The sequence below is a fragment of the Microbacterium sp. 1154 genome, from assembly GCF_031455375.1.
Classification (GTDB): domain Bacteria; phylum Actinomycetota; class Actinomycetes; order Actinomycetales; family Microbacteriaceae; genus Microbacterium.
Genome location: NZ_JAVDSN010000009.1, coordinates 1 through 23,220 on the forward strand (window position 1 = coordinate 1; position 23,220 = coordinate 23,220).

The 23,220-nt window shown below is 71.1% G+C and carries 21 protein-coding genes; 13 read left to right on the forward strand and 8 right to left on the reverse strand.

Annotation, left to right across the window (positions count from 1 at the left end; translation table 11 throughout):
* Window positions 1–82: 82 nt before the first annotated feature.
* Window positions 83–1,168 (reverse strand): hypothetical protein, encoded by a 1,086-nt coding sequence (locus J2X55_RS16810; RefSeq protein WP_309824805.1) that lies wholly within the window; start codon window positions 1,166–1,168, stop codon window positions 83–85.
* On the opposite strand from J2X55_RS16810, the gene J2X55_RS16815 reads away from it, so the two are divergent.
* The 12 genes from J2X55_RS16815 (at window position 1,139) to J2X55_RS16870 (ending at window position 14,266) form a co-directional block, all read left to right on the forward strand.
* On the forward strand, window positions 1,139–1,867 hold the full coding sequence (locus J2X55_RS16815) for a hypothetical protein (RefSeq protein ID WP_309824808.1): 729 nt from the start codon (window positions 1,139–1,141) through the stop codon (window positions 1,865–1,867). The genes J2X55_RS16810 and J2X55_RS16815 overlap by 30 nt on opposite strands.
* Window positions 1,864–2,901, forward strand: a complete 1,038-nt coding sequence (locus tag J2X55_RS16820) for an HAD-IIA family hydrolase (protein WP_309824811.1) — start codon at window positions 1,864–1,866, stop codon at window positions 2,899–2,901. Before J2X55_RS16815 ends, J2X55_RS16820 begins: the two co-directional genes overlap by 4 nt.
* A 19-nt stretch (window positions 2,902–2,920) precedes the next feature.
* Complete coding sequence (locus J2X55_RS16825; RefSeq protein WP_181906533.1) at window positions 2,921–3,082, forward strand: hypothetical protein; 162 nt, start codon at window positions 2,921–2,923, stop codon at window positions 3,080–3,082.
* Window positions 3,079–3,879: a TlyA family RNA methyltransferase gene (locus J2X55_RS16830; RefSeq protein WP_309824814.1), complete on the forward strand. Its 801-nt coding sequence runs from the start codon at window positions 3,079–3,081 to the stop codon at window positions 3,877–3,879. Before J2X55_RS16825 ends, J2X55_RS16830 begins: the two co-directional genes overlap by 4 nt.
* Window positions 3,876–4,796, forward strand: a complete 921-nt coding sequence (locus J2X55_RS16835; RefSeq protein ID WP_309824815.1) for an NAD kinase — start codon at window positions 3,876–3,878, stop codon at window positions 4,794–4,796. The genes J2X55_RS16830 and J2X55_RS16835 overlap by 4 nt, the downstream gene beginning before the upstream one ends.
* Complete coding sequence (gene recN / locus J2X55_RS16840) at window positions 4,793–6,487, forward strand: DNA repair protein RecN (RefSeq protein ID WP_309824818.1); 1,695 nt, start codon at window positions 4,793–4,795, stop codon at window positions 6,485–6,487. The genes J2X55_RS16835 and recN overlap by 4 nt, the downstream gene beginning before the upstream one ends.
* Window positions 6,484–7,719, forward strand: a complete 1,236-nt coding sequence (locus tag J2X55_RS16845) for a hypothetical protein (protein ID WP_309824819.1) — start codon at window positions 6,484–6,486, stop codon at window positions 7,717–7,719. Before recN ends, J2X55_RS16845 begins: the two co-directional genes overlap by 4 nt.
* 102 nt (window positions 7,720–7,821) lie before the next feature.
* Window positions 7,822–9,294 (forward strand): hypothetical protein, encoded by a 1,473-nt coding sequence (locus J2X55_RS16850; protein WP_309824821.1) that lies wholly within the window; start codon window positions 7,822–7,824, stop codon window positions 9,292–9,294.
* 72 nt (window positions 9,295–9,366) lie between these two features.
* Entirely contained in the window at window positions 9,367–11,064 is a 1,698-nt protein-coding gene (locus tag J2X55_RS16855; protein WP_115919900.1) for a CTP synthase, read from the forward strand.
* A gap of 1 nt (window position 11,065) precedes the next feature.
* Window positions 11,066–11,644, forward strand: coding sequence for an NUDIX hydrolase (locus J2X55_RS16860; RefSeq protein ID WP_115919898.1), 579 nt, complete (start codon window positions 11,066–11,068; stop codon window positions 11,642–11,644).
* A gap of 1 nt (window position 11,645) precedes the next feature.
* Complete coding sequence (gene xerD, locus J2X55_RS16865) at window positions 11,646–12,575, forward strand: site-specific tyrosine recombinase XerD (protein WP_309824823.1); 930 nt, start codon at window positions 11,646–11,648, stop codon at window positions 12,573–12,575.
* A gap of 50 nt (window positions 12,576–12,625) precedes the next feature.
* Window positions 12,626–14,266 (forward strand): ABC-F family ATP-binding cassette domain-containing protein, encoded by a 1,641-nt coding sequence (locus tag J2X55_RS16870; RefSeq protein WP_309824825.1) that lies wholly within the window; start codon window positions 12,626–12,628, stop codon window positions 14,264–14,266.
* A 189-nt stretch (window positions 14,267–14,455) separates the two neighbouring features.
* Here the strand turns inward: J2X55_RS16870 and J2X55_RS16875 are convergent, their stop codons facing one another.
* The 7 genes from J2X55_RS16875 to J2X55_RS16905 form a co-directional block, all read right to left on the reverse strand.
* Entirely contained in the window at window positions 14,456–14,800 is a 345-nt protein-coding gene (locus tag J2X55_RS16875) for a LysR family transcriptional regulator (RefSeq protein WP_115920039.1), read from the reverse strand.
* A 101-nt stretch (window positions 14,801–14,901) separates the two neighbouring features.
* On the reverse strand, window positions 14,902–16,455 hold the full coding sequence (locus tag J2X55_RS16880; RefSeq protein ID WP_309824827.1) for a GMC family oxidoreductase: 1,554 nt from the start codon (window positions 16,453–16,455) through the stop codon (window positions 14,902–14,904).
* Window positions 16,452–17,846: an alpha/beta fold hydrolase gene (locus J2X55_RS16885; protein ID WP_309824830.1), complete on the reverse strand. Its 1,395-nt coding sequence runs from the start codon at window positions 17,844–17,846 to the stop codon at window positions 16,452–16,454. Before J2X55_RS16885 ends, J2X55_RS16880 begins: the two co-directional genes overlap by 4 nt.
* Window positions 17,847–17,948: 102 nt before the next feature.
* Window positions 17,949–18,851, reverse strand: coding sequence for an SDR family oxidoreductase (locus tag J2X55_RS16890; RefSeq protein WP_309824832.1), 903 nt, complete (start codon window positions 18,849–18,851; stop codon window positions 17,949–17,951).
* Window positions 18,852–18,919: 68 nt separating this feature from the next.
* Complete coding sequence (locus J2X55_RS16895) at window positions 18,920–19,915, reverse strand: LacI family DNA-binding transcriptional regulator (RefSeq protein WP_309824834.1); 996 nt, start codon at window positions 19,913–19,915, stop codon at window positions 18,920–18,922.
* Between the two features lie 122 nt (window positions 19,916–20,037).
* Window positions 20,038–21,192, reverse strand: coding sequence for a Gfo/Idh/MocA family oxidoreductase (locus J2X55_RS16900; protein ID WP_309824835.1), 1,155 nt, complete (start codon window positions 21,190–21,192; stop codon window positions 20,038–20,040).
* Entirely contained in the window at window positions 21,189–22,043 is an 855-nt protein-coding gene (locus J2X55_RS16905; protein ID WP_309824837.1) for an aldolase, read from the reverse strand. The genes J2X55_RS16900 and J2X55_RS16905 overlap by 4 nt, the downstream gene beginning before the upstream one ends.
* Window positions 22,044–22,138: 95 nt before the next feature.
* On the opposite strand from J2X55_RS16905, the gene J2X55_RS16910 reads away from it, so the two are divergent.
* Window positions 22,139–23,164, forward strand: coding sequence for an aldose 1-epimerase family protein (locus J2X55_RS16910; protein ID WP_309824840.1), 1,026 nt, complete (start codon window positions 22,139–22,141; stop codon window positions 23,162–23,164).
* The last annotated feature ends 56 nt before the right edge of the window (window positions 23,165–23,220 follow it).

Sequence of the window (23,220 nt, forward strand, 5' to 3'; positions counted from 1 at the left end):
GGGGGACCCTGTGGGAGAGTAGGACACCGCCGGACTTCTTTTAGTCGAAATGGCCACCCAAAGCTGGGTGGCCATTTCGCATTTACGGGCACATTTCCCGGGAAGGACAGTCATGTCGACGGACGACGCGAACGATCGCAGGAGCAACGAAGGGCGCTCGGGCGACCGCTCGTCCGGACGTGGCGAGTCCTCTCGAGGCCGTGATTCGTCGTCCCGGAGCGACCGTCCGTTCCGTCGTGACGGTGACCGTCCGTTCCGTGACGGTGTCCGCCCTGTTCGGCGTGATGGCGACCGTCCGGTGCGTCGTGATGGGGACCGTCCGGTTCGTCGTGATGGTGATCGTCCGTTCCGCAAGGACGGTAATCGCCCGGTGCGTCGTGATGGCGACCGTCCGGTTCGTCGTGATGGTGACCGTCCTGTTCGTCGTGATGGCGACCGGCCCTTCCGTAGCGAGGGAGACCGCCCTTTCCGCAACGGTGGTGACCGTCCGGTACGTCGTGACGGAGATCGCCCGGTACGTCGTGACGGGGACCGTCCGTTCCGCCCGGGAACCGACCGTCCTGTTCGTCGTGATGGTGATCGGCCCTTCCGTAGCGAGGGGGCCGACCGTCCTGTTCGTCGCGATGGTGACCGTCCGGTTCGTCGCGATGGTGACCGTCCGGTTCGTCGTGATGGCGACCGGTCCTTCCGTAGCGAGGGAGACCGCCCTTTCCGCAACGGTGGGGACCGCCCTGTTCGTCGTGATGGCGACCGTCCGGTTCGTCGTGATGGCGACCGTCCGGTTCGTCGTGACGGGGACCGTCCGTTCCGCAGCGATGGTGACCGTCCGTTCCGTCGTGATGGTGAGCGCCCTATCCGTCGTGACGGTGACCGTCCGGTCCGCCGTGACGGCGACTCCCGCGGGTTCTCGGACCGGCGCCCCAGCGGCGACCGTCGACCGGGTGCGGGTGCACCGCGCCGGTTCGACCGTGAAGACTCGCGGGCGACTCGCCCGCCACAGGACCGTCGTGAGCGCGGACCGGAGATCCCCGAAGACGTCACCGCGTTCGACCTTCCGGGCGCGGCACGCAACGAGCTGAAGACCCTCAGCAAAGACAACGCGGACAACGTCGCACGGCACCTCGCGATGGCGGCTCGTGTGATCGACGAAGACCCCGAACTCGCGCACCAGCACGCCCTGGCGGCGTCGCGGAGCGCGGGACGGGTCGGTGTGGTCCGCGAGACGGTGGCCATCACCGCCTATGCCGTGGGCGACTTCGCGCTCGCGCTTCGGGAGCTGCGCACGCACCGCCGCATCACGGGCTCCGACGAGCAGCTTCCGCTCATCGTCGACAGCGAGCGTGGCGTCGGTCGCCCGGACCGTGCTCTCGAGGAGGGGCGCGCGGTCGACCGTTCCGCGCTGTCGGTGCCCGTCCGAGTACAGCTGGCGATCGCCATGTCCGGAGCGCGCCTCGACCTCGGTCAGACCGAACGCGCTCTGCAGGAACTCGAGATCCCCGAAGCGGACCCGGATCGCGCCTTTGAGTGGAGTCCCGCGCTCTTCTCCGCGCGGGCCGCGGTGCTCGAGGAACTCGGACGAACCGACGAATCCGCGCAGTGGGAACGTCGCGCGCAGATCGCGGCCGACGCACTCGACGCTGCCGCCGGTGTCGCGGACCGCGAGGTCATCGTCGTCGAGGAGATCGAGCTCGTCGATGACGAGGGCGGCGTGGACGTGGCATCCGGAGTCATTCCTCTCGAGGAGGACAGCGAGGACTCGGAGGAATCCGCAGGGGCCGAGGACGTCGTCAAGATCGACAGTGCCGACGACGACGTGGATGCCGACGGAGCCGACGCCGAGTCGGGTGACGAGGAAGACGCGCGATGATCTTCGGGCGCAGCACTCCTCCTCCGTCGCCTCTCGACGGTGTCGACGTCGTGCTGGCCGACCTCGACGGTGTCGTGTACGCCGGGCCCGGCGCTCTTCCGCACGCGGTCGACAGTCTCAACCGCGCACAGCAGGAGGGGCGCCGCCTCGGCTACATCACCAACAACGCGTCGCGCACCGATGCGTCGGTGGCGGAGCACCTGACCTCGCTCGGGTTGCGTGTCGCGCCCGACGACGTCACGACGAGCCCGCAGGCCGCGATGCGACTGATGCGGGATCTGGTCCCGGAGGGATCGACCCTCTTGGTGATCGGCGGCGAGGGACTCGTCGTCGAGGTCGAGAAGGCCGGATTCGTCGTGACGCGCAGCGCGGACGACCATCCCGCGGCCGTCGTCCAAGGGTTCGCACCGGAGGTCGGGTGGGTCCACCTCGCCGAGGCGGCCTACGCCCTCGCCACGCCTGTGGAGGAGGGTGGCATCCCCTGGGTGGCCACGAACTCCGACTGGACCATTCCCCAAGCCCGCGGCATCGCTCCGGGCAACGGCACGCTCGTGTCGGCCGTGCACACCGCGGTCGGGCGGCTGGCGACGATCGCCGGCAAACCCGAGCGACCGATCTTCGACGTCGCGGTCGCACGAACGGGGGCGCAGACGCCGCTGTTCATCGGCGACCGTCTCGATACCGACATCCAGGGCGCCAGGACTGCCGAGATGCGCTCCCTGCTGGTGCTGACGGGCATCGATCGTCCGAAGCAGATCCTCGCGGCGCCGCCCTCGCAACGTCCGGACTACATCGTCGAAGACCTGCGGCAGCTCTTCGAGCCGTACCCCGTCACGGTCGTGAAGGGCGACCGCACCCGCGTGGGCGACGCGATCATCGAGATCGACGGTGTCGACCTGCGGATCGTGAACGACGGGGGTCGCCAGATCGACCTGTTGCGCGCAGGTGCAGCAGCCATCTGGAACAGCGGTCGGGCGATCTTCGGGTTCCGGGTTCCCGAACAGCTCTACGCGGACCCGTTCCGCGTGCGCTGACGTCGGTAGCATGGCATCCATGTCCGACAGCTCCGCCCCGGACGCCGCCGGGCTCATCGACCGGTTGCGTCTCATCGAGGAGCAGCCCCTCGACACCCGCGCGGCCGCGTACGCCGCCGTCCACGAGGAGCTCGCTCGGCGTCTCGAGTCGGCGCCGACCGACCCCACCTCGACGCCGTGACCTCGCGCCTGGATGCCGAGCTCGCCGCCCGCGGATTGGCGCGTTCCCGCTCGCACGCGGCCCAGCTCATCACGGGGGGACTCGTGACGGTCGACGGACGGCCGGTCGTCAAAACGGCGACACAGGTCGGCGCCGAGAGCCTGATCGAGGTCGCCGGGACGGACCACTACGTCAGCCGCGGCGCCCACAAGCTGATCGCGGCGCTCGACGCCTTCGCTCTGGACGTGCGCGATCGCGTCGCCCTCGATCTGGGCGCGTCGACGGGCGGCTTCACGCAGGTGCTGCGTGAGCGCGGAGCGCGGCCGGTGATGGCCGTCGACGTGGGGCACGGGCAGTTATCCACCGTCGTGGGGGCGGACCCCGACGTGGTGTCGGTCGAGGGGTATAACGTGCGATTCATGACCGCCGACTCTCTCGCCGGCGCGACCGGCGTCGCCGAGCGCGCCACCGTCGTGACGGGGGATCTCTCCTTCATCTCCCTCGAGCACGTCCTGCCCGCCGTGGTCGCCACGGCCGCCCCGGAGGCGGATGTCGTCCTGCTCATCAAGCCGCAGTTCGAGGTGGGGCGCACGGCGGTGAAGGGCGGCCTCGTCACCGACCCGGCCCTGCGGTCCGACGCCGTGCACGGCGTCCTCTGGGCCGCGTGGGACGCCGGTCTGAGAACCGCCGGTCTCATCGCCTCGCCGATCGTCGGCACGCACGGCAACCAGGAGTACGTCGCGTGGTTCTCAGCCACTCGGGGCAGCGACCCCTCAGAATGGGAGAGCACCGTGACCCGACTGACCGGAAGCCGATGACCCCCAGCGATCGCCGAATCCTCCTCGTCGTCCACGCGCGCCGCGACGACACCGTCCACGCCGCCGAGCGCATCCTGACCGCCGTTCGGTCGGCCGGTGCCACACCGGTGGTGTCCGCGGAGGACCGACCCGAGCTGGCCGAGCGACTCTCGCTCGAGGGTGTTCAGACCCTCGGCGTCGACGTCAGCATCGACGATGTCGAACTGGCCATCGTCCTCGGCGGCGACGGGACGATCCTCCGGGCGGCCGAGGTCGTCCGTGGCGGCACGGTCCCGATCCTCGGGATCAACATGGGCCACGTCGGCTTCCTCGCCGAGATCGAGCGCGACGACATGGACGATGCCGTCCGTCGGGTGATCGACCGTGACTACGTCGTGGAAGAGCGTCTCGCCCTCGCCGTGCGCGTCCTCGACGCCGATGACGAGGTCATCTTCGAAACCTGGGCGCTCAACGAGGCCACCGTCGAGAAGGCGAGCCGCGAGCGCATGCTCGAGGTCGTCATGGAGGTGGACGGACGACCCCTGTCGTCGTTCGGGTGCGACGGTATCGTCGTCGCCTCCCCGACCGGGTCGACCGCCTACAACTTCTCCGCCGGCGGACCCGTCATCTGGCCGACCGTCGAGGCCATCGCGGTCGTCCCCCTCTCGGCGCACGCCCTCTTCGCCCGCCCGCTCGTCGTCAGCCCCGACGCCATGGTCGCCATCGAGGTGCTCAAGCGCACCAGCGGCAGCGGCATCCTGTGGTGCGACGGTCGGCGCTCGCACGAACTGCCGCCGGGGGCGCGCGTGATGGTGCGCCGTTCGTCGCGCCCCGTCCGCCTCGCACGCCTGCACCCCGCCGCCTTCACCGACCGTCTCGTCCGGAAGTTCCGACTCCCGGTCACGGGATGGCGCGGGATGCCGGGGGGTGCGGCGTGATCGAGGAGATGCGGCTGCGCGACCTCGGGGTGATCGCCGACGCCACCCTTCCGATCGGACGCGGTTTCACCGCCATCACCGGCGAGACCGGCGCGGGCAAGACGATGGTCGTGACGGGCCTGGGGCTCTTGCTCGGCCAGCGCGCGGACTCGGGTGCCGTGCGCAAGGGAGCGGCGCAGGCTGCCGTCGAAGGCGTCTGGCTCGTCCCCGAAGAGGGGGCGGTGGCTGCGCGCGTGCGCGAAGCCGGCGGCGACGTCGAGCCCGTCGGCGGAGGGTCGGCCGAGCTCTACCTCGGCCGCACAGTCTCGAGCGAGGGGCGCGGCCGTGCCACCGTCGGTGGGCGAACGGCGCCGGCGGGGGTTCTCGCCGATCTGGCCGACGACCTCGTCGTCGTGCACGGACAGTCCGATCAGCTGCGTCTGAAATCGTCGTCGGCCCAGCGCGACGCGCTCGACCGCTTCGGCGGGGAGCCCGTGGTCGCCGCTCGAACGGCGTATCGGACGGCCTGGGAGACCTGGCGCACGCTCGATGCCGAACTGACCACCCTCACCGCAGACCGCGACGACCGGGCACGCGAGGCGGAGCAGTTGCGCGCCGCGATCGCCGAGATCGAAGCCGCGGCGCCTGTCGCGGGTGAGGAAGAAGAGTTGGCCCGCCGGGCGGAGCGTCTCGCGAACGCGGAGGACCTGCGCGTCGCCGCCGTGACCGCGCACGCCGCCCTCTCGAACGAGGACGGCTCGCCCGACGTCGTGACGCTCCTGGCGGAGGCCCGCCGCGCCCTGGAGCGGATCTCGGGAAGTGACGAGGCGCTCGCCTCGATCGGCGAGCTCGTCGCCGACCTCGGCTACCGCGCGACCGATGCGTCCGTCGCCCTGTCGGGTTACCTCGCCGATCTCGACGAGTCCGGGCCGCACGAGCTGGCCGCGGTGGACGAACGTCGCGGCGTGCTCGCGGGGCTGGTCCGCGCGCACGGTTCCGTGGACGAAGCCATCGCGCTCCTCGAGACGGGATCGGCCCGTCTGGTCGAACTCGACAACGACGGCGACCGCCTGCAGCGGCTCGAGACGCAGCGCGACGCGGCTGCCGCCGAACTCGACGACGCCGCGGAGGCACTGACCGCCGCGCGACGCGAGGCCGCCGAACGGCTGGGCGCCGCGGTCACCGAAGAACTACACGCCCTGGCTCTTCCCGACGCCCGCCTGAGCGTCGACGTCGCGCCCGCGACTCCGGCCGGGCACGGCCGTGACGAGGTGTCGATCCTGCTCGCCCCGCACCCCGGCGCCGATCCCCGGCCCGTGTCGCGCGGAGCATCGGGCGGCGAGCTGAGCCGCGTCATGCTCGCGATCGAGGTCGTGATCGCGGGTGTCGACCCGGTCCCCACGTTCGTCTTCGACGAGGTCGACGCCGGTATCGGCGGCGCCGCCGCGATCGAGGTCGGTCGCCGTCTGGCCCGTCTCGCCGAATCGTCGCAGGTGATCGCGGTCACGCACCTCGCCCAGGTCGCGGCCTTCGCCGGCAATCACCTGACGGTCGTCAAGGGGAACGACGGGGCCGTCACGGCATCCAGTGTCCGACGCCTCGACGGGGCCGAACGCGAAGCCGAGATGGCCCGCCTGCTGTCGGGCCTCAGCGATTCGGATGCCGCTCTGACGCACGCCCGCGAGCTGTTGGAGACCGGTCGAACCCGATGACGGACGCCCCCGACGACGAGCTATTAGCGCCGCCGGACGCGACGCCGATCGCCCCTCCTCGGCAGACGCCGCTGTGGGCCTTCCTCTCCCGCCTGCTGCTGCGGCTGGAGGCGTGGCTACGCTCGCACGGCGGCCGACGCCTGCGCTTCGGCATCCGGGCGTTCTGGGCCTCGGTGACCGCGGTCGGCATCCTGCTCCTCGTGGGCCCGGTGATCAACGCTCCCCTCACCTTCGACGACATCACCTCGTCGGCGAAAGAGGCCACGAGCACCTGGATTGCGAAAGACTTCTCGGCCGACTACGCCGTGCAGCGGGGAGCGGATGGTCGACTCGTCGTGGCGGTGACCGAGCGGTTCACCGCCGTCTTCCCGGACGACGTCGACGAGGACGCGATCGAGCGCGTCATCGCTTCCCAGTACGAGGGGCACGACCTGGCTCCCGAACTGCGCGGGGCTCGGCTCGACGACCGCGCCGTCGATCCGCGGGTGAGCACGACGCCGACCCGGACGACGTATTCGCTCGGGGGAGGGGAACGTCTCACGGGGTCGCACACGGTCGAGCTGCGCTACGACCTCCACGACCTCGCGTACGACGATCGGGATCTGTCGTCGGAGCAGCCGTACCAGGTGGTGAAGTGGGACGTCTTCGGTCCGGAGTTCCCGCACGCGGTCTCGTCGAGCTCGCTGCGCGTCATCGTGCCCCGCGATCTCGAGGGGGCCTTCTCGCGGCAGCCGACGGCGGGGCTTTCCTGGCTCCTCGTGAGCGGCTCGGCCACGATGGAGCCCGAGGACGCGGCATCCGATCCGCTCGTCTACGAGATCACGAACGACCAGAACATCCCCCCGCACGGGTCGTTCTGGTTCACGTTCCGGTTCGAGCCCGCCACGTTCGCCATGCCGGGGCCGTCCGCGCTGTTCTTCGTACAGGCCTACGGGCCCTTCCTGCCGCTGCTCCTGCTCGCGGCCGGGGTGCTCTTCGCGTTCGCCGCTCGTGCCGTGGCGTGGGCCGATGAGCGCGGGCGCGCGTGGTTCGTCCCCGAGTCGCAGCCGCGCCGGGGGAGCACGGTGGCCCTGGACGCGCGCCTGTGGGAGGCTCGGCGGACGGCGGGACTGGCGGAGGCGCTCGACGGGTGGCGACGAGACCCGACGAATCCCGTCCTGACGCGTCGTCTCGCGCGGGCGGCGCACCGGGCGGGACGCTGGGGCGATCTTCTCCCTTCCCTGACGTCGTAACGCTTCTCGCCCGCGTGGGGGCAGCAGTTCGAGCTGGGGCTGCGGACCGTTCCCCGAGGTTTCGTCCGCGACGCGTTCCTCGGCGGTGCCTTCGCGCTCGCCGTGTTGCAGCTGGGGCTGACGCGTCAGCTGTCGCACCAGAGTGCCCTGACGATCGAATGGTGGCCGCCGGCCGCGGCGGCGGTCGCCATCGTGCTCGCCGCCGTCGTGGTCTCGATAGCGCTGAGCGCACGCCCGTTGACGCGTGCGGGGGCTCTCGCCCGTGAGCACCTGCTCGGCCAGCGCCTGTATCTCGAGCGGACCACCGCGGCAGGACGTACCCCTCTGAGATCGGCGGAGCTGCCGTACGTCGTGCTCTTCGCGCGGCCGCGCGCAGCGGGCCGCCTCGTCCGCGAGCTCCTCGAGCGGGAGGGAATCGATCGACGTGTGGGAGCGGACCCCACCTTCTTGGGACGGGGGCGGCTCGGCGTCCGCGCACTGGCTCTGGCGGTCGTCGGCGGTGCCCTCGCTCTCGCTTTTCTCTCGACGGCGCCGACGAGCGCCGCACCCGATGAGACGGCCGTGCTCGACGGGCTCGAAGGCGAGGACGGCGTCGCGGTGACGGATGCCGACATCGCGGCGACCCTGAGCCGGAACGGCGACGGGGCCGGACGGCTCGAGGTCGTCGAGAAGCTCACGACGGAGGTCAGCGGAAACCTGCGGGCCGTTCCTCAGGTGACGCGAGTCTGGCGCGACGTCGTGGACGGCCATGACCAGGGGCTGACGGTCGGATCGATCACCGTCGACGGCGAGGCCGTGCCGTTCGAGCAGTCCCGGCGGCGGGGACACGCGGTCGTGCAGACCCGGCTGACGGACGACTGGGTCGGCGAGCACGACGTCGAGGTGCGGTACGCCCTGGCGAGACCGATCGCGGCGACGCCGGAGGACGAGCGGATGACGTGGACGGCCCTGATGCCGGGGTGGTCGTGGCCGTGGACCACCGTGGATGCGGAACCCGAGCGCGTTCGCATCGCCCTCACCCTCGCCGACGGCCTGGGCGCAGAGCTGCGCAGCGACTCCGGCTGGCTGGATGCGACACCGTACCGGCTGGACTCCCCGCCCGAGGCACTCGGGAACACCGTGCAGCCTGGTTGGCAGACGATCATCTCGTTCGACGCGCGAGCGACAGACGAGGTCGAGCCGGGAAACCGGTGGCCCTCGTCGTCGAAGTACGCCGGCCTCGACGTGAGATTCCCGGCCGACACGTTCGCGTCGGCGACGACGCCGAGCCTCGGGCACACGGTGTGGCTGGCGATTCCCTGGGTCGCCGGTCCGGTCCTCGGAGCCGCGGCCGTCCTCCTCGGCCTGTTCGGCATGGGCGCTCGCGGCAGGGTCGGGGTGCGTCGGGACGTCGCCCGGTGGCTGCCTCCGAGCATGGTCGTCGCCCAGGCGGTGCTCATCGGGTGGGCCACCGGCGACGCGGCGAGCGAAGACGTCATCGTGCCCGTCGTGCTGATCCCCGTCGCCCTGTCTGCTGTCGTCGCCGTCATCGCCCTCGTCCGCACGCGCCGTCGCGCCATCGTCACGCGACCGTGACGTGGATGTCGGAGGGGGGTGCCAGACTCGGAGGCGAACCCCCACACGCGACTGATAGGATCGAAGCCCGTGATGCAGACTTCGGACGCGGGACAATCAGACGGTACGACTTTCACGACGAAGCACATCTTCGTCACCGGAGGCGTGGTCTCCTCCCTCGGTAAGGGCCTGACGGCGGCAAGCCTCGGCAACCTCCTCACGGCTCGCGGCCTCCGCGTGGTCATGCAGAAGCTCGACCCGTATCTGAACGTCGATCCCGGAACGATGAACCCGTTCCAGCATGGCGAGGTCTTCGTCACCGATGACGGCGCCGAGACCGATCTCGACATCGGCCACTACGAGCGCTTCCTCGACATCGAGCTGAGCCAGGCGGCCAACGTCACCACCGGCCAGATCTACTCGCAGGTCATCGCGCGCGAACGCCGGGGCGAGTACCTCGGCGACACCGTCCAGGTCATCCCGCACATCACCGACGAGATCAAGCGCCGCATGCGCCTGCAGGCGAGCGAGCAGCCGCAGCCCGACGTCATCATCACCGAGATCGGCGGCACGGTCGGCGACATCGAGTCGCAGCCCTTCATCGAGTCCGCGCGCCAGATCCGTCACGAGCTCGGTCGCAAGAACGTCTTCTTCGTGCACGTCTCGCTCGTCCCCTTCATGGGCGCCTCGGGGGAGCAGAAGACCAAGCCCACCCAGCACTCCGTCGCGACGCTGCGCTCCATCGGCATCCAGCCCGACGCGCTCGTGCTGCGCAGCGACCGCCCCGTCACCGAGTCGAACAAGCGCAAGATCGCGCTCATGTGCGACGTCGACGAAGACGCCGTGGTCAACGCGATCGACGTCCCCAGCATCTACGACATCCCGTCCATGCTGAACGATCAGGGTCTCGACGGGTACATCGTCGACGCCCTCGACCTCGACAAGGCGAGCGACGTCGACTGGTCGCGCTGGCAGCGCGTCCTACAGGCCGTGCACAACCCCAAGCACGAAGTGACGATCGGTCTCGTCGGCAAGTACATCGACCTGCCCGACGCCTACCTCTCGGTCACCGAGGCCATCAAGGCCGGCGGCTTCGGCCAGGAGACCCACGTGAAGATCACGTGGATCCCGTCCGACCTCTGCGAGACGCCGGAAGGCGCGGCCAAGGCGCTGGGCGCGGTCGACGGCATCATCGTGCCCGGCGGATTCGGCATCCGCGGTATCGAGGGCAAGCTCGGTGCGCTGCGCTTCGCCCGCGAGCAGGGCATCCCGACGCTCGGCATCTGCCTGGGCCTGCAGTGCATGGTCATCGAGTACGCGCGGACGGTCGCCGGTCTCGACGGGGCGTCGTCGAGCGAGTTCGATCCCGACACCGCCCACCCGGTCGTGGCCACGATGGCCGAGCAGGTCGACATCCTGCAGAGCGGTGACCTGGGCGGCACCATGCGTCTCGGGCTCTACCCCGCGGCCCTCGCGGAAGGATCGCTCGCCGCCGAGGTCTACGGGTCGAGCAGCATCTCAGAGCGCCACCGTCACCGCTACGAGGTCAACAACGCCTACCGCCAGCAGCTGAGCGACGCGGGCCTGGTCTTCTCGGGGCTGAACCCCGATCTCGACCTCGTCGAGTTCGTCGAGCTGCCGCGCGACGTACACCCGTACTACATCGCCACCCAGGCCCACCCCGAGCTGCGCTCGCGACCGACCGAGCCGCACCCGCTGTTCCGCGGTCTCGTCGCGGCCGCGCTGGACCGCCACCGTTCGAGCGAGCTGTTCGATGTCGAGGAGGACTGACGTGCAGGAGCTGCGCGACGAGAAGGTCGACCTCGAGCTGGTCTCGACGGACCTCGTGTACGAAGGAGCCGTCTGGGACGTGCGGTCGGACACCGTGCGCTACGGCGACGGTGAGATGACCCGCCAGTACGTCGAGCACCCGGGAGCCGCGGCGGTCGTGGCCCTCGACGATGACGAGAACGTCGTCCTCATCCAGCAGTACCGTCACCCGATCAAGGAGCGCGACTGGGAGATCCCGGCCGGTCTTCTCGACGTCGCGGGTGAGCCTCCCCTCGAGACGGCGAAGCGCGAGCTGACCGAAGAGGTCGACCTCGAGGCCGACCGCTGGCAGCACCTCATCTCGATGCACACGACACCCGGGGGCAACGACGAGGTCGTTCACCTGTTCCTCGCCCGCGGTCTGCGCGCTGTCGAGACCGATTACGAGCGGGAGCACGAGGAATCCGACATGCGCGTCGAGCGGGTGCCCCTCGCCGCCGTGATCGACGGAGTGCTCGCGGGACGCCTGCGCAACGGCATCCTGGCCACCGGCGCTCTCGCCACGGCTGAGGTGCTGCGCCGCGAGGCGTCCGCCCGCTGACGTGGAGCTCGAGCACGCGGTCGAGATCTACCTCCGGCACGTCACGCTCGAGCGCGGTCTCTCCGACCACACGGTCGCGGCTTACCGACGCGATCTCGCGGTGTACGTCGAGTGGCTCGGCGCGCGCGGCATCGACACCGCCGAGCAGGTGACCCCCGTCATCGTCGCCGACTTTGCGGCGGAGCGGGCCTCGGCCGAACCGCCGCCGGCGTCATCGTCGCTCGCTCGCCTGCAGTCGTCGGTGCGCGGCCTGCATCGCTTCCTCGTGCGGGAGGGCCGGGTCGACGCGGACCCGAGCGGCAGACTGCAGCCGCCGAAGGCACCGCGGCGGCTGCCGAAGGCGCTGACGATCACGCAGATCGATCAGCTGCTGGATGCCGCGGGGCCGGCGCCGGGATCCTCGGACGCGTCCGCGGCGGAGCCGTCGGCGGTCCGCGACCGGGCACTGCTCGAACTGCTCTACGCGACCGGGGCGCGCGTCTCGGAGATCGTCCAGCTCGATGTCGACGACACCGCGCACGGCGACCTCCTGCGCGTGCGGGGCAAGGGCGACAAGGAGCGTGTGGTGCCGGTGGGCTCGTACGCGCGCGCCGCGGTCGAGGCGTACCTCACCCGGGTGCGGCCCGGTCTGGCCGCCAAGGGGCGCGCGACGCCGCGGCTCTTCCTCGGTGTGCGCGGGGCTCCGCTGTCGCGTCAGAGCGCCTGGCTCGTCATCCAGGCCGCGTCCGAGCGGGCGGGGCTCACCGCCCACGTGTCGCCGCACACGCTGCGCCACTCCTTCGCCACCCACCTGCTGCAGGGCGGCGCCGATGTGCGGGTGGTGCAGGAGCTGCTCGGTCATGCGTCGGTATCGACGACGCAGATCTACACGCACGTCTCGGTCGACGCACTGCGCGACGTGTACGCGACGGCACACCCTCGCGCGCGGTGAGGAGCGCGGGGCGGGCGCTCGACCGGACGGCACCCTGAGACACTAGAGGGATGACCGCCACCCTCGTCGCACAGGGCCTCGCCGGGGGCCACGGACATCGCACGCTCTTCGACGGCGTCGACCTGACGGTCGCACCCGGCGATGTGGTGGGCGTGGTCGGCGCGAACGGGGCCGGCAAGTCGACTCTGCTGCGCCTGCTCGCCGGCGTCGACGAGCCGCAGGCGGGGACCGTGAGCCTCGCGCCCGCGGACGCGTTCGTCGGGTGGCTGCCGCAGGAACACGAGCGGGTGGTCGGCGAGACGGTCGCCCAGTACATCGCTCGGCGGACGGGCTGCGCTGACGCGACGCGCGAGATGGATGCCACGGCGGCAGCACTCGGCGACCCCACGGTCGCCGGAGCCGACGACGCCTACGCCACCGCTCTCGAACGGTGGCTCGCCAGCGGAGCCGCCGATCTCGACGAGCGGATGCCCGTGGTGCTCGCCGACCTGGGATTGGACGTCGGGCCGGATGCCGAGATGACGGGACTGTCCGGCGGTCAGGCCGCCCGCGTGGGCCTCGCTGCTCTGCTGCTGTCGCGCTTCGACATCGCTCTTCTCGACGAACCGACCAACGACCTCGACCTGGACGGGCTGGAGCGTCTCGAGACGTTCGTCCGCGGGCTCCGCGGCGGTGTGGTGCTCGTGAGCCACGACCGCGAGTTCCTCGCCCGTTCGGTGACGCGCGTGCTCGAGCTCGACCTCGCGCAGAACTCCCACCGGGTCTACGGGGGCGGGTACGACGCGTACCTGGAGGAGCGCGCGACCGTACGGCGTCAGGCACGCGAGAAGTACGAGGAGTACGCCGACACCAAGGCCGACCTGGTCGCGCGCGCCCGCACGCAACGGGAGTGGTCCAGCCAGGGCGTGCGCAACGCGATGAAGAAGTCGCCCGACAACGACAAGATCCGCCGCAAGGCCGCGACGGAGTCCAGTGAGAAGCAGGCGCAGAAGGTGCGCCAGATGGAGAGCCGGATCGCGCGCCTCGACGAGGTCGAGGAGCCGCGCAAGGAGTGGCAGCTCGAGTTCACGATCGGTTCGGCCCCGCGGTCGAGCTCGGTCGTCTCCACTCTGTCGGGGGCGGTCTTCCGGCAGGGCGACTTCACCCTCGGTCCCGTCTCGCTGCAGGTGAACGCGGGGGAGCGCATCGGCATCACGGGGCCGAACGGTGCCGGGAAGTCGACGCTGCTGCGTGGCATCCTGGGCCGTCAGGCGCCGGACGAGGGATCGGCGAGTCTGGGCGCGAGTGTCGAGATCGGCGAGATCGACCAGGCCCGATCGCTGTTCGTGGGGGAGCGAGCGCTCGCCGAGACGTTCGAGGGCTTCGTCCCCGAGATGAACGCCGGCGAGGTGCGGACGCTCCTCGCGAAGTTCGGGCTCAAGGCCGACCACGTCACGCGTGCGGTCGACGGGCTGTCTCCGGGGGAGCGCACGCGCGCGGGACTCGCTCTGCTCCAGGCGCGTGGCGTGAACGTGCTCGTGCTGGACGAGCCGACGAACCACCTCGATCTGCCCGCGATCGAGCAGCTCGAGCAGGCGCTGGAGTCGTACACGGGGACGCTTCTGCTCGTCACGCACGACCGGCGCATGCTCGCCGCGGTGCAGACCGACCGACGTTGGCGGGTGGAGGCCGGGCAGGTCGCCGAGCTGTAGGGCGGTCCGCTGCACCGTTCCGCGGGGCCGATGCTGCTCGGGGCGGGGCCTCGATCTGCGGGCCGAGGCGTCGGTCGGATCACGCCGAGTCGCGCCGCAACCTCCGCATAAACGCTTCGCACGACCAGAAACGCGTGCTGCACGCGTTTCTGCGAGCAGATCGCGTTTATGCGTGGGGGAGGGGCGGGGTCAGCGGCCCTGGCGCTTCTTGTACGGCTTGGGCTCGCCCTTCACGATCGGGGCGCGACCCTTGCCCTTGTTCGCCTTCGCCTTGCCGCCGCCGGGGGCCTTCTGCCGGGGCGCCGGAGGAGGCGCGTCGGCGATGCGACGGTGGGCCTCTTCGAGCAGCAACTCCCCGGCCGGCAGCAGGCGTGTGGGCGCCGTGCGCTGGACCAGCGGCTGCCCGACCTCTTCTTCGAGCTTGTCGAGGGTGGTGTACAGCGAGGCGAGGGGGATGCGCAGCTTGTCGGCGGCGCGGGGGAAGTGCAGCTCCTCGGCGAGGGCCGCGAACCGGACGAGGTGCTCGAGCTTCATGGCATCCATTCTCCCGTGTCGAGCGGTGCCGCGTTGAGTGTCCAGGACACGCCGCCTCGCGCGGGGCGGCGTGTCCTGGACACTCGACGGGAGGGGGCGGGTCAGGCGGCGGCCGAGGTCAGGAAGCGGTCGGCGGTGCGCAGCGACAGGGCCATGATCGTCAGCGCGGGGTTGGCCGCGATGGCCGAGGGGAAGACCGAGTTGTCGCAGATCCACAGGTTCGGGATCTCGTGCGAGCGACCGTTGGAGTCGACCACCCCGTCGGACGGATCGTCCGACATGCGGCACGTGCCGATCGTGTGCGCGGTGCGGGCGAGGACCATGGTCTCGCGCGCACCGGCGGCCTCCATCACCCGCAGCATGAACGCGGTGGCGTGCTTGTCGATCGCCTTCTCGTTCTCGCCGGCGGTGAAGGTGACCCGCGCGCGGGGGATGCCGAACTCGTCGGTCTCGTCGACCAGCTCGAGCCGATTGTCGTCCGACGGCAGGCAGTCGGCGTTGATGCCGATGCCGGCCATGAACCGCGCCTGGTCCAGTCGCTGCATGAGCTCGGGCCCCCACAGCCCGCCGCCGCGGACGAGCGTGGTCGAGAAGGTCAGAGGCATGACGCCCAGGCTTTGCACGAGGTAGCCGCCGGCGAAGTCGGCGTCGGCGGGACGCATCATGTCCTCGCTGATGAGCGACGAGGGGTAGCCGCGGTGCCCGCGGACGGGCTCGTCGAACCGGCCCCACACCTGGGTGGCGCCGTGCGCGAGGAAGTTCCGCCCCACCTGGCCGTTGTCGTTCGCGATCCCCGTGTGCAGCAGCAGGCGCGGAGTCTCGACGCCGCCACCGGCCAGCACGAGGGCCCGGCAGCGCTGGCGACGATCGACGCCGTCCTTGCGGTACACCACGGCTTCGACGTGGCCGCGGGCGTCGAGCTCGATCCCGTGCACCATCGACTCGCTGCGGATCTCGGCCCCGGCGGCGACCGCCGCGGGCAGGTACGTGTTGGAGGTGGAGGCCTTGGCATCCACGCGGCATCCCTGGTGGCACTCGCCGCAGTTCACGCAGGCGCTGCGCTCGCCGTGGTGGTCCTGCAGGCGCGCCCGCGTGAGCACCGCGGCGGGGGCGTCGGCCCAACGGACGCCGAGCGCGTCGCAGCCTTTCGCGACGAGGTTCGCCGGGGCGTTGCGCTTCGCCGGGGCGTAGGCGTACCGGCGCGACGGGTCCCACGGGTACGGGCTGGGCCCGGACACGCCGATGTCGCCTTCGACGCGCTCGACGTACGCGAGCAGTTCGTCGGGGTCGACCGGCCAGTCGCGGCCCACGCCCGACTCGGTGCGCAGGGCCAGGTCGCGGCGGTCGGGGCGCGGGGTGAACGCACCCCAGTGCAGCATCGAGCCGCCGACGCCCCGTCCGCTGTTGTTCGGGCCGAAGGCCGTGGGGTCGTCGCCCCCGCTCAGCCGCTCCGACATCCAGTTGATCTCGACGGCCTCGGTCTCGTCCGGGGTGAGGTCGTCGAGCGAGAAGTGCCGCCCCGCCTCCAGAGCCACGACGGTGAGTCCCTTGCGCGCCAGCTCCGCGGTGAGCGGGGCTCCGCCCGCTCCCGTTCCGATGACGACGACGTCGACGATCTCGTCGTCGGTGTAGGTGCGCATCGCTTCGAGGTTCATGCCGCGTCTCCCGTCGCGATCGTGCCGCCGACGCTCGCCGGCTCCCAGTCTTCTCGGCGCCCGAGGCGCAATTCCACGAACCCGCGGATCGGCGTGCCCCCGGTGGCGAAACCGTCGTAGCCGACCCGCGCCATGCTCGCCGGGTGGGCGAGCCACTGGCGGACGAGGTCGTTGCGCACGTCTTCGAGCCACGCCTTGAGCTGGGCGGCATCGAAGGGGCCATCGGCATCCGCTTCGCCCTCGACGGCGGCGCGGAACGTCTCGGCGCGTTCGGTCGGGTCGGTGGGCCAGGCCGCGGCCAACTGATCGAGTCCGGTGCGGTACGCCTCGACATCGACGGGCAGATCGGCGTTGCGCCAGCCGTCGCCCTCGCCGCGCGCGAGCTGCGCATCGACGCGGCCGGCGATGTCGATGGCCGGTCCGTCCTGCGGGATGACCAGATCGGCGATCTCACGCAGCAGCGTCAGCTGCGCCATGTTCAGCACCGCGGGCGCGTACCCGCGGTCGTCGGGCACGGAGCGGCGGGCCAGGATGCCGCGGACCCGGTCGTCGACGCGATCGCCGGCGATGAGACGGGCCCAGTCGTCGGGAACCACCGGCCCGACCCGTACCTCGTCGGCGATGAAGCGGGAGATCGCCTCGGCGGCCTCGGCCGGGCGCTCGAGCGGGATCAGGTGCCCGGTGTCCGCGAGGGCGATGAACCGCGCGCGGGGGTAGACCGAGGCGAGCAGTTCCGGCTGGGCGGAGGCGCCGAGGTCGACGTCGTCGGTTCCGGCGAGCACGAGCACGGGCAGATCGAGCGTCTGCACGTCGGCGGTGGCGTCGATGCGGCTTCCCGTCTCGAGCCACGCGCGCCACGCGGTCGGCGAGGTGCGACGGAGGTCGGCCAGGGCGAGGGACTGCGCCCCGGCATCGAGGGGCTCGGCCGTGTTCTGGTCGATGAAGGTCTCGGCATCCTGTTCGGAGATGGCCCCGTCGTCGACCCACGAGAGCATCCGCTCGCGACGCTCCTCGTCCATGGGCTCGGGGCGCGGCGGTGACGGAGCCATCAGCACCATGCCGCGCAGGCCGAAGAGCGCGGCGTCGCCGCGGAGCACGCGGGCGGCGACCAGCGCGGCGATCTTGCCGCCCATGCTGTGTCCGCCGAGCATCCACGGACCGCGCGCGTGCTGGGCGAGATGACGGATGACGTGGTCGACGGTGTCGTCGAGGCGGGAGTCGGGGGCGCTCGCCGCCGATCCGAAGCCGGGGAGGTCGATGCCGTGGACGCGCACGTCGCCGTCGAGCTTGTCGGCGAGACGGTCGAAGGAGCCGGAGCTCGCCCCCAGCGCGTGCAGCAGGTACAGGGTGAGGGGCGCCCCGCCGGGAGCGGGAGCGGTTTCGGTGGGCATGCACTCACGCTCGCTTACGGGTGGGGCCGGAAAGGGTCGCTTGCGCAATGGCACGATTTGCGCAAGCATCCGCGGCGGGCCGGGGCGATCGGGGTGGTCGGGTTACGGCGTGACCATGCCGCCGTTGACGTTCAGCGTCTCGCCCGAGACGTAGCTTGACTCCGCGGAGGCGAGGAAGACGAACGCGGGCGCGATCTCGGCGGGCTGACCGGCACGCTGGTAGTTGCTCTCGTCGTCGAAGTGCTCCATCTGATCGTCGGAGACCCCCTGGCTCACCTGCAGGGCCGACCAGGTGGGCCCGGGTGCGACGACGTTGACCCGGATGCCGCGCGAGGCGAGCTGCTGCGCGAGACCCTTCGACAGGTTGTTGATCGCGGCTTTCGTCGCGGCGTAGTCGAGGCGGTCGGGCGCGGGCACGTAGGCCTCGAGCGAGGCGGTGTTGATGATCGTGCCGCCCTCGGGGAGGTGGGCGAGCGCCGCCTTGGTGATCCAGAACGGCGCGAAGACGTTCGTGCGGAAGGTCTGCTCGAACTGCTCGTCGGACAGGTCGTCGACCTTCTCGACCATCACCTGCTTGCCAGCGTTGTTCACGACGATGTCGAGGCCGCCGAGCGCCTCGGCGGCGTGGGAGACGAGCTCGCGGCAGGCGCCGGGATCGGTGATGTCGGTCGCGATCGAGACGCCGGTGCGGCCGGCATCCCGGATCTGCTCCAGGATGTGGTCGGCGTCGCGCTGCTCGTCGGGCAGGTGAACGATGGCGACGTCGGCGCCCTCGCGCGCGAACGCGATCGCCACGGCCCCGCCGATGCCGGAGTCGCCGCCGGTGATGAGGGCTTTGCGGCCCACGAGACGACCGAGCCCGCGGTACGTCTTCTCGCCCAGGTCGGGCACCGGCGTCATATCGGCCTGCACGCCGGGCTCGGGCTGGTGCTGCACGGGCGGCTCGACGCGCGAGTAACGGGTGACGGGGTTGTCGAAGGTGAACTGATCGCGATCGGAGGTCATGACACGACGCTATGCAGGACGGGCGTCGCGGTGCGCGGCCTTGACGGGAGAGCGGATGCCGCGCAGTCTCAACGCATTCCGCCCCGATCGACGAGACGCGTCGGCACGAGGTGCGTGTGCGATCCCGTCGCGGGATCGGCTCCCCGCGCCAGCAGCGTCTCGGCGGCACGCGTGCCGAGCTCGGTCACGTCGTAGTCGACGATGCGGATGCGACGGGGGAGCAGCCGGGAGAGCTCGAAGTCGTCGAAACCGGCGATCGCGACGTCGGCGCCGCGGGGCAGGATCGCCTCGAGGGCTCCGATCGTGACGCGGTTGTTGGCGCAGAACACCGCCGTCGGCGGGTCGGCGGAGTCGAGCAGCCGGTGCACCGCGTCGCGGGTGACGGCGGGGGTGTGCAGCCCGTCGACGACCAGGGCGGGGTCGAGTGCGAGGCCCTCGGCGGCGAACGCCTCACGAGCTCCGGCCAGACGCTCGCCCATCGTGAAGATGTCGGGGGAGTCCATCAGGACGGCGATGCGGCGGTGCCCGGCCTCGAGGAGTTCGGCGACGGCCGCTCGGGATCCGCCGCGGTTATCGAGGAGGATCGCATCGGCGGGCACGCCGCTGCCGGGTCGGTCGAGGAAGACCACGGGTGTTCCCAGCTCGACCTCTCGGGACAGGTAGGAATGGTCGGCCGCGGTGGGGACGACGATGAGCCCGCCGATCTGGCGCTGACACAGATCGAGGGCGAGGGTGCGTTCGAGATCGGCGTCTTCTTCGCTGGATGCCATCACCAGGTGCATCCGCTCGCGGGTGGCGATCGCCGAGACGGCGGCGGCGATCGCCATGTAGAAGGTGTTCGAGAGGTCGGCCGCGACGAAGCCGATGGTGTCGCGGTTGCCCGAGCGCAGGCTGGCGGCGAGGGAATTGCGGTGGTAGCCGAGCCGGCCGACCGAGGCGAGGACGCGCTCGATCATGGCGGGGTCGACGTTCGGCTCGCCGTTGACCACGCGCGAGACGGTCTTCAGGCTCACCCCGGCGTCGGTGGCGACGTCGATCATGGTGGGCCGACCGGTCTTGCGCATGCGTCTCCTCGGGGATGCCGAGCGGGGCCGGCACCCTCTGAGCATACGGATACCGCCGGTCGCGCCGGGAAACGAGCAGAGGGGGTGCCCGCGATCGGCGGGACACCCCCGGGGGGTCGTCGTCAGACCTCGGGCGAGACCAGCGTGCCCGTCTCGTGCGAGGCGATGGCGGCGGCGAAGAGCCGGTGCGTCAGCGCGGCCTCGTCGGGGCGGACGCAGCCGAAGCCGTCGCCGAGCTCGCCCACGTACTCGGCGAGGAAGGCCGCCCACATCTGCAGGATGGCATCCGAGAATCCGGACTCGAAGTTCGGTCCCGTCACCGTCGGCCACACCGACTGGCTGCCGGCGTCGACGCTCTGCCAGCTCTGCTCGCGGCCGACACCGGGCACGTCGATGAACGCGAAGACCTCGACCTGCTTGGGGTTCTTCGTGCTGAAGCGCACCCCGCCCGACATGCCGATCGCCTCGAACTCCCATGTGTTCTTCTGCCCCGGCGCGATGCGCTTGGTCTCGGTGGTGAGCGGGAACGGTGCGCCGTCGTGGCGGGCCCACGAGTGGATGACGGCGTTGTCCCACGTGTCGCACGGCTGCATCGTGCCGTCGGGGCCCGGGCGTTCGGTGACGATGTCCTGCAGGATGCCGACGACCTTCTCGGGCGTCCACCCCAGGCGCAGCGGCACGTGCCACGTGTGCATGCCGAGGTCGTTGAGCACGCCCGCCTCGCCGCAGAACTGCTTCTGCCGCTTCCAGTTGAGCGGCTTGTTCACGTCGATGTCGCTGGAGTGCAGGAAGGTGCAGGTCGCCTCGACGATCCGGCCGAGCGCGCCCGAGCGGACGTAGTCGACCGCCCACTGTGCGCCGGGGAAGAAGGGCATCTCGCTCGACACGCGCACGAACGACTCGGGTGTCTCGTCGATGGCGGCGACCACCGCGTCGGCCGCCGCGCGATCGATGCCGAAGGGCTTCTCGGCCAGGAGCGCCTTGCCGGCGCGGACGGTGTCGACGTAGAGCCGCTCGTGCAGGTCGTGCCGCACGGCGATGTAGACGACGTCGACGCGCGGATCGGCGAGCAGCTCGTGGTGGTCGGTCGTGGTCAGCTGCACGGTGTCGATGCGCTCGAAGAACTCCAGGGCTGCGGGATTGATGTCGCACACCGCGACGAGCTCGGGCTCGGCGGGGTGGTCGATGAGCGCGGGCCAGCGGCGCAGGGCCGCGGCGATCTCGCGCCCCATGAGGCCGCCGCCGATGATGCCGACGCCGATCTTCTTGCCGGTCATGCGCGGTCCCCTTCGCCGGCGCCGCCGATGAGGGCGAGAGCGTCGTCGACCGAGGCGTCGTCGTGCACCACGGCCATGAGGGCCGCGGTGATGCCGGCGGGGTCGCGGTGCTGGATGACGTTGCGGCCGTAGACGATCCCGCGGGCGCCCTGCGCGAGCACCGCCTTCGTGCGCTCCAAGAGAGTGCGGTCGTCGACGCGTCCTCCGCCGCGCACCAGCAGGGGGGTGTCGCCTGCGGCCTGGATGACCCGGTGGTACTCGGTGATGTCGTCGGTGGGGTCGGCCTTGATGAGGTCGGCGCCGAGCTCGCGCGCCTGCCGCACGAGGGTGACGACCTTGGCGGTGTCGCCGTCGACGCCGTAGCCGCCGGTGCCGGGTGTGGTCTGCATGACGAGGGGCTCGATCATGAGCGGCATCCCGTACTTCTCGGCGTCGCTGCGCAGCGCCAGGATCGAGCGGATGCACTGCTCGCGCACCTGCGGTTCGCCCGGCAGATCGAGGAGGTTCACGCAGACCGCAACCGCGTCGAGGCGGACGGCGACCTCGATGGCATCCGGCACGTGGATGCTGTGCAGGGGAGACTCGAGCGGGTCGCCGTAGACGTTGGCGATGTCGGTGCGCAGCACGAGTCCGGGCTTCTGCTTGCCGGGGACGGACTGCAGCAGCGGCGCCTGCCCGAGGGTGAGCTGCACCGCGTCGGGGCCGGCGTCGACGAGGGTGGCGACGGTGGCCGCCATGTCTTCGATGCCCGTCAGGAACGAGTGCTCGTGGAAGGCGCCGTGGTCGACGGCGACGTCGAGAGCGCGGCCGGACCGCGCGTTGAAGAGGCGATTGAGGCGGGGTTTCGACATGGGGTGTGGGTCTCCGAAGCGTCGTGTCGGGGCGCGGCTCTGCGCTCGACGGTCAGTATGCGGGGCGCAAGACAACGTTGTCAATCGCTGCTAGCGTGAGCGGCGACACGGCGACGAAGGCGGGGATCATGGGCGAGCTGTACGGGCGATCGATCGACGACGCGAGACGACGGGTGGGTTCTTCCGCCGCACTGGCCGCGGTGGAGGCCTCGGTGCGAACGAACGGACCGGATGCCGGAACCCGGCGCCTGCGGCTCATCGCGGGCGATCTCGACGTCGAGCTGCTGCCCGACCGCGGGCTCGACCTCGGCCAGGTGCGGCACCGCGGCGTGCCGCTGGCGTGGGTGTCGCCGACCGGATGGCCGCGCCCGGGCGCGAGCGGCTTCGGCGGAGCGTTCGGCGGGGGCCTCGTGACCACCTGCGGGCTGCTCTCGTTCGGCCCTCCCTCGGTCGACGCCGAGGGGGAGCACCCGCAGCACGGGCGCTACAGCGTCCTGTCGGCATCCGTGGTCCGCGCGGAGGCGACGCAGGATGCCGTGGTGGTCGAGGCGGTGATCGTGGAGGCGAGCGTTCTCGGTGCTCATCTCGAGCTGCGGCGCAGCGTACGACTGCCCCTCGGGGAGGGGCGCATCGAGCTGCGCGACGAGATCGTCAACCGCGGCTCGCGCGCGGTCGAGCCCATGGTGCTCTACCACGTGAACCTCGGCTGGCCACTGGTCGATGCGGGCACGGAGCTGCGCTCCCCGGCCGATCGCGTGCTCCCGCGCGATGCCGCCGCGGAGGCGGGGCTGTCGTCGTGGGCGGAGTTCCCCGAGGCGTCGGCGCACTATCCGGAGCAGGTATTCGCGCACGAGCTGCCGACCGATCGCCGCGTGAGCGCCGAGGTGATCGCGCCGTCGGGGCTCGGCATCCGGATCTCGTTCGACACCGCCCGGTTGCCGGGGATGTTCCAGTGGCGGGTCGCCCAGGACGACGGGGTGGTGCTCGGGGTGGAGCCGGCGACGGCGGCGACGATCCTGGGTCGGGCAGACGCGCGAGAGCGCGGGCTCCTGCGTCCGCTCGCCCCCGGGGCGTCGTGGGAGCTCGGTCTCGACATCGATGTCATCGAGATCCATCCGTGACTTGACAACGTTGTCCGGTGGGGCTCATGCTGTCTGCATCGAAGCCCGCCCGAGGG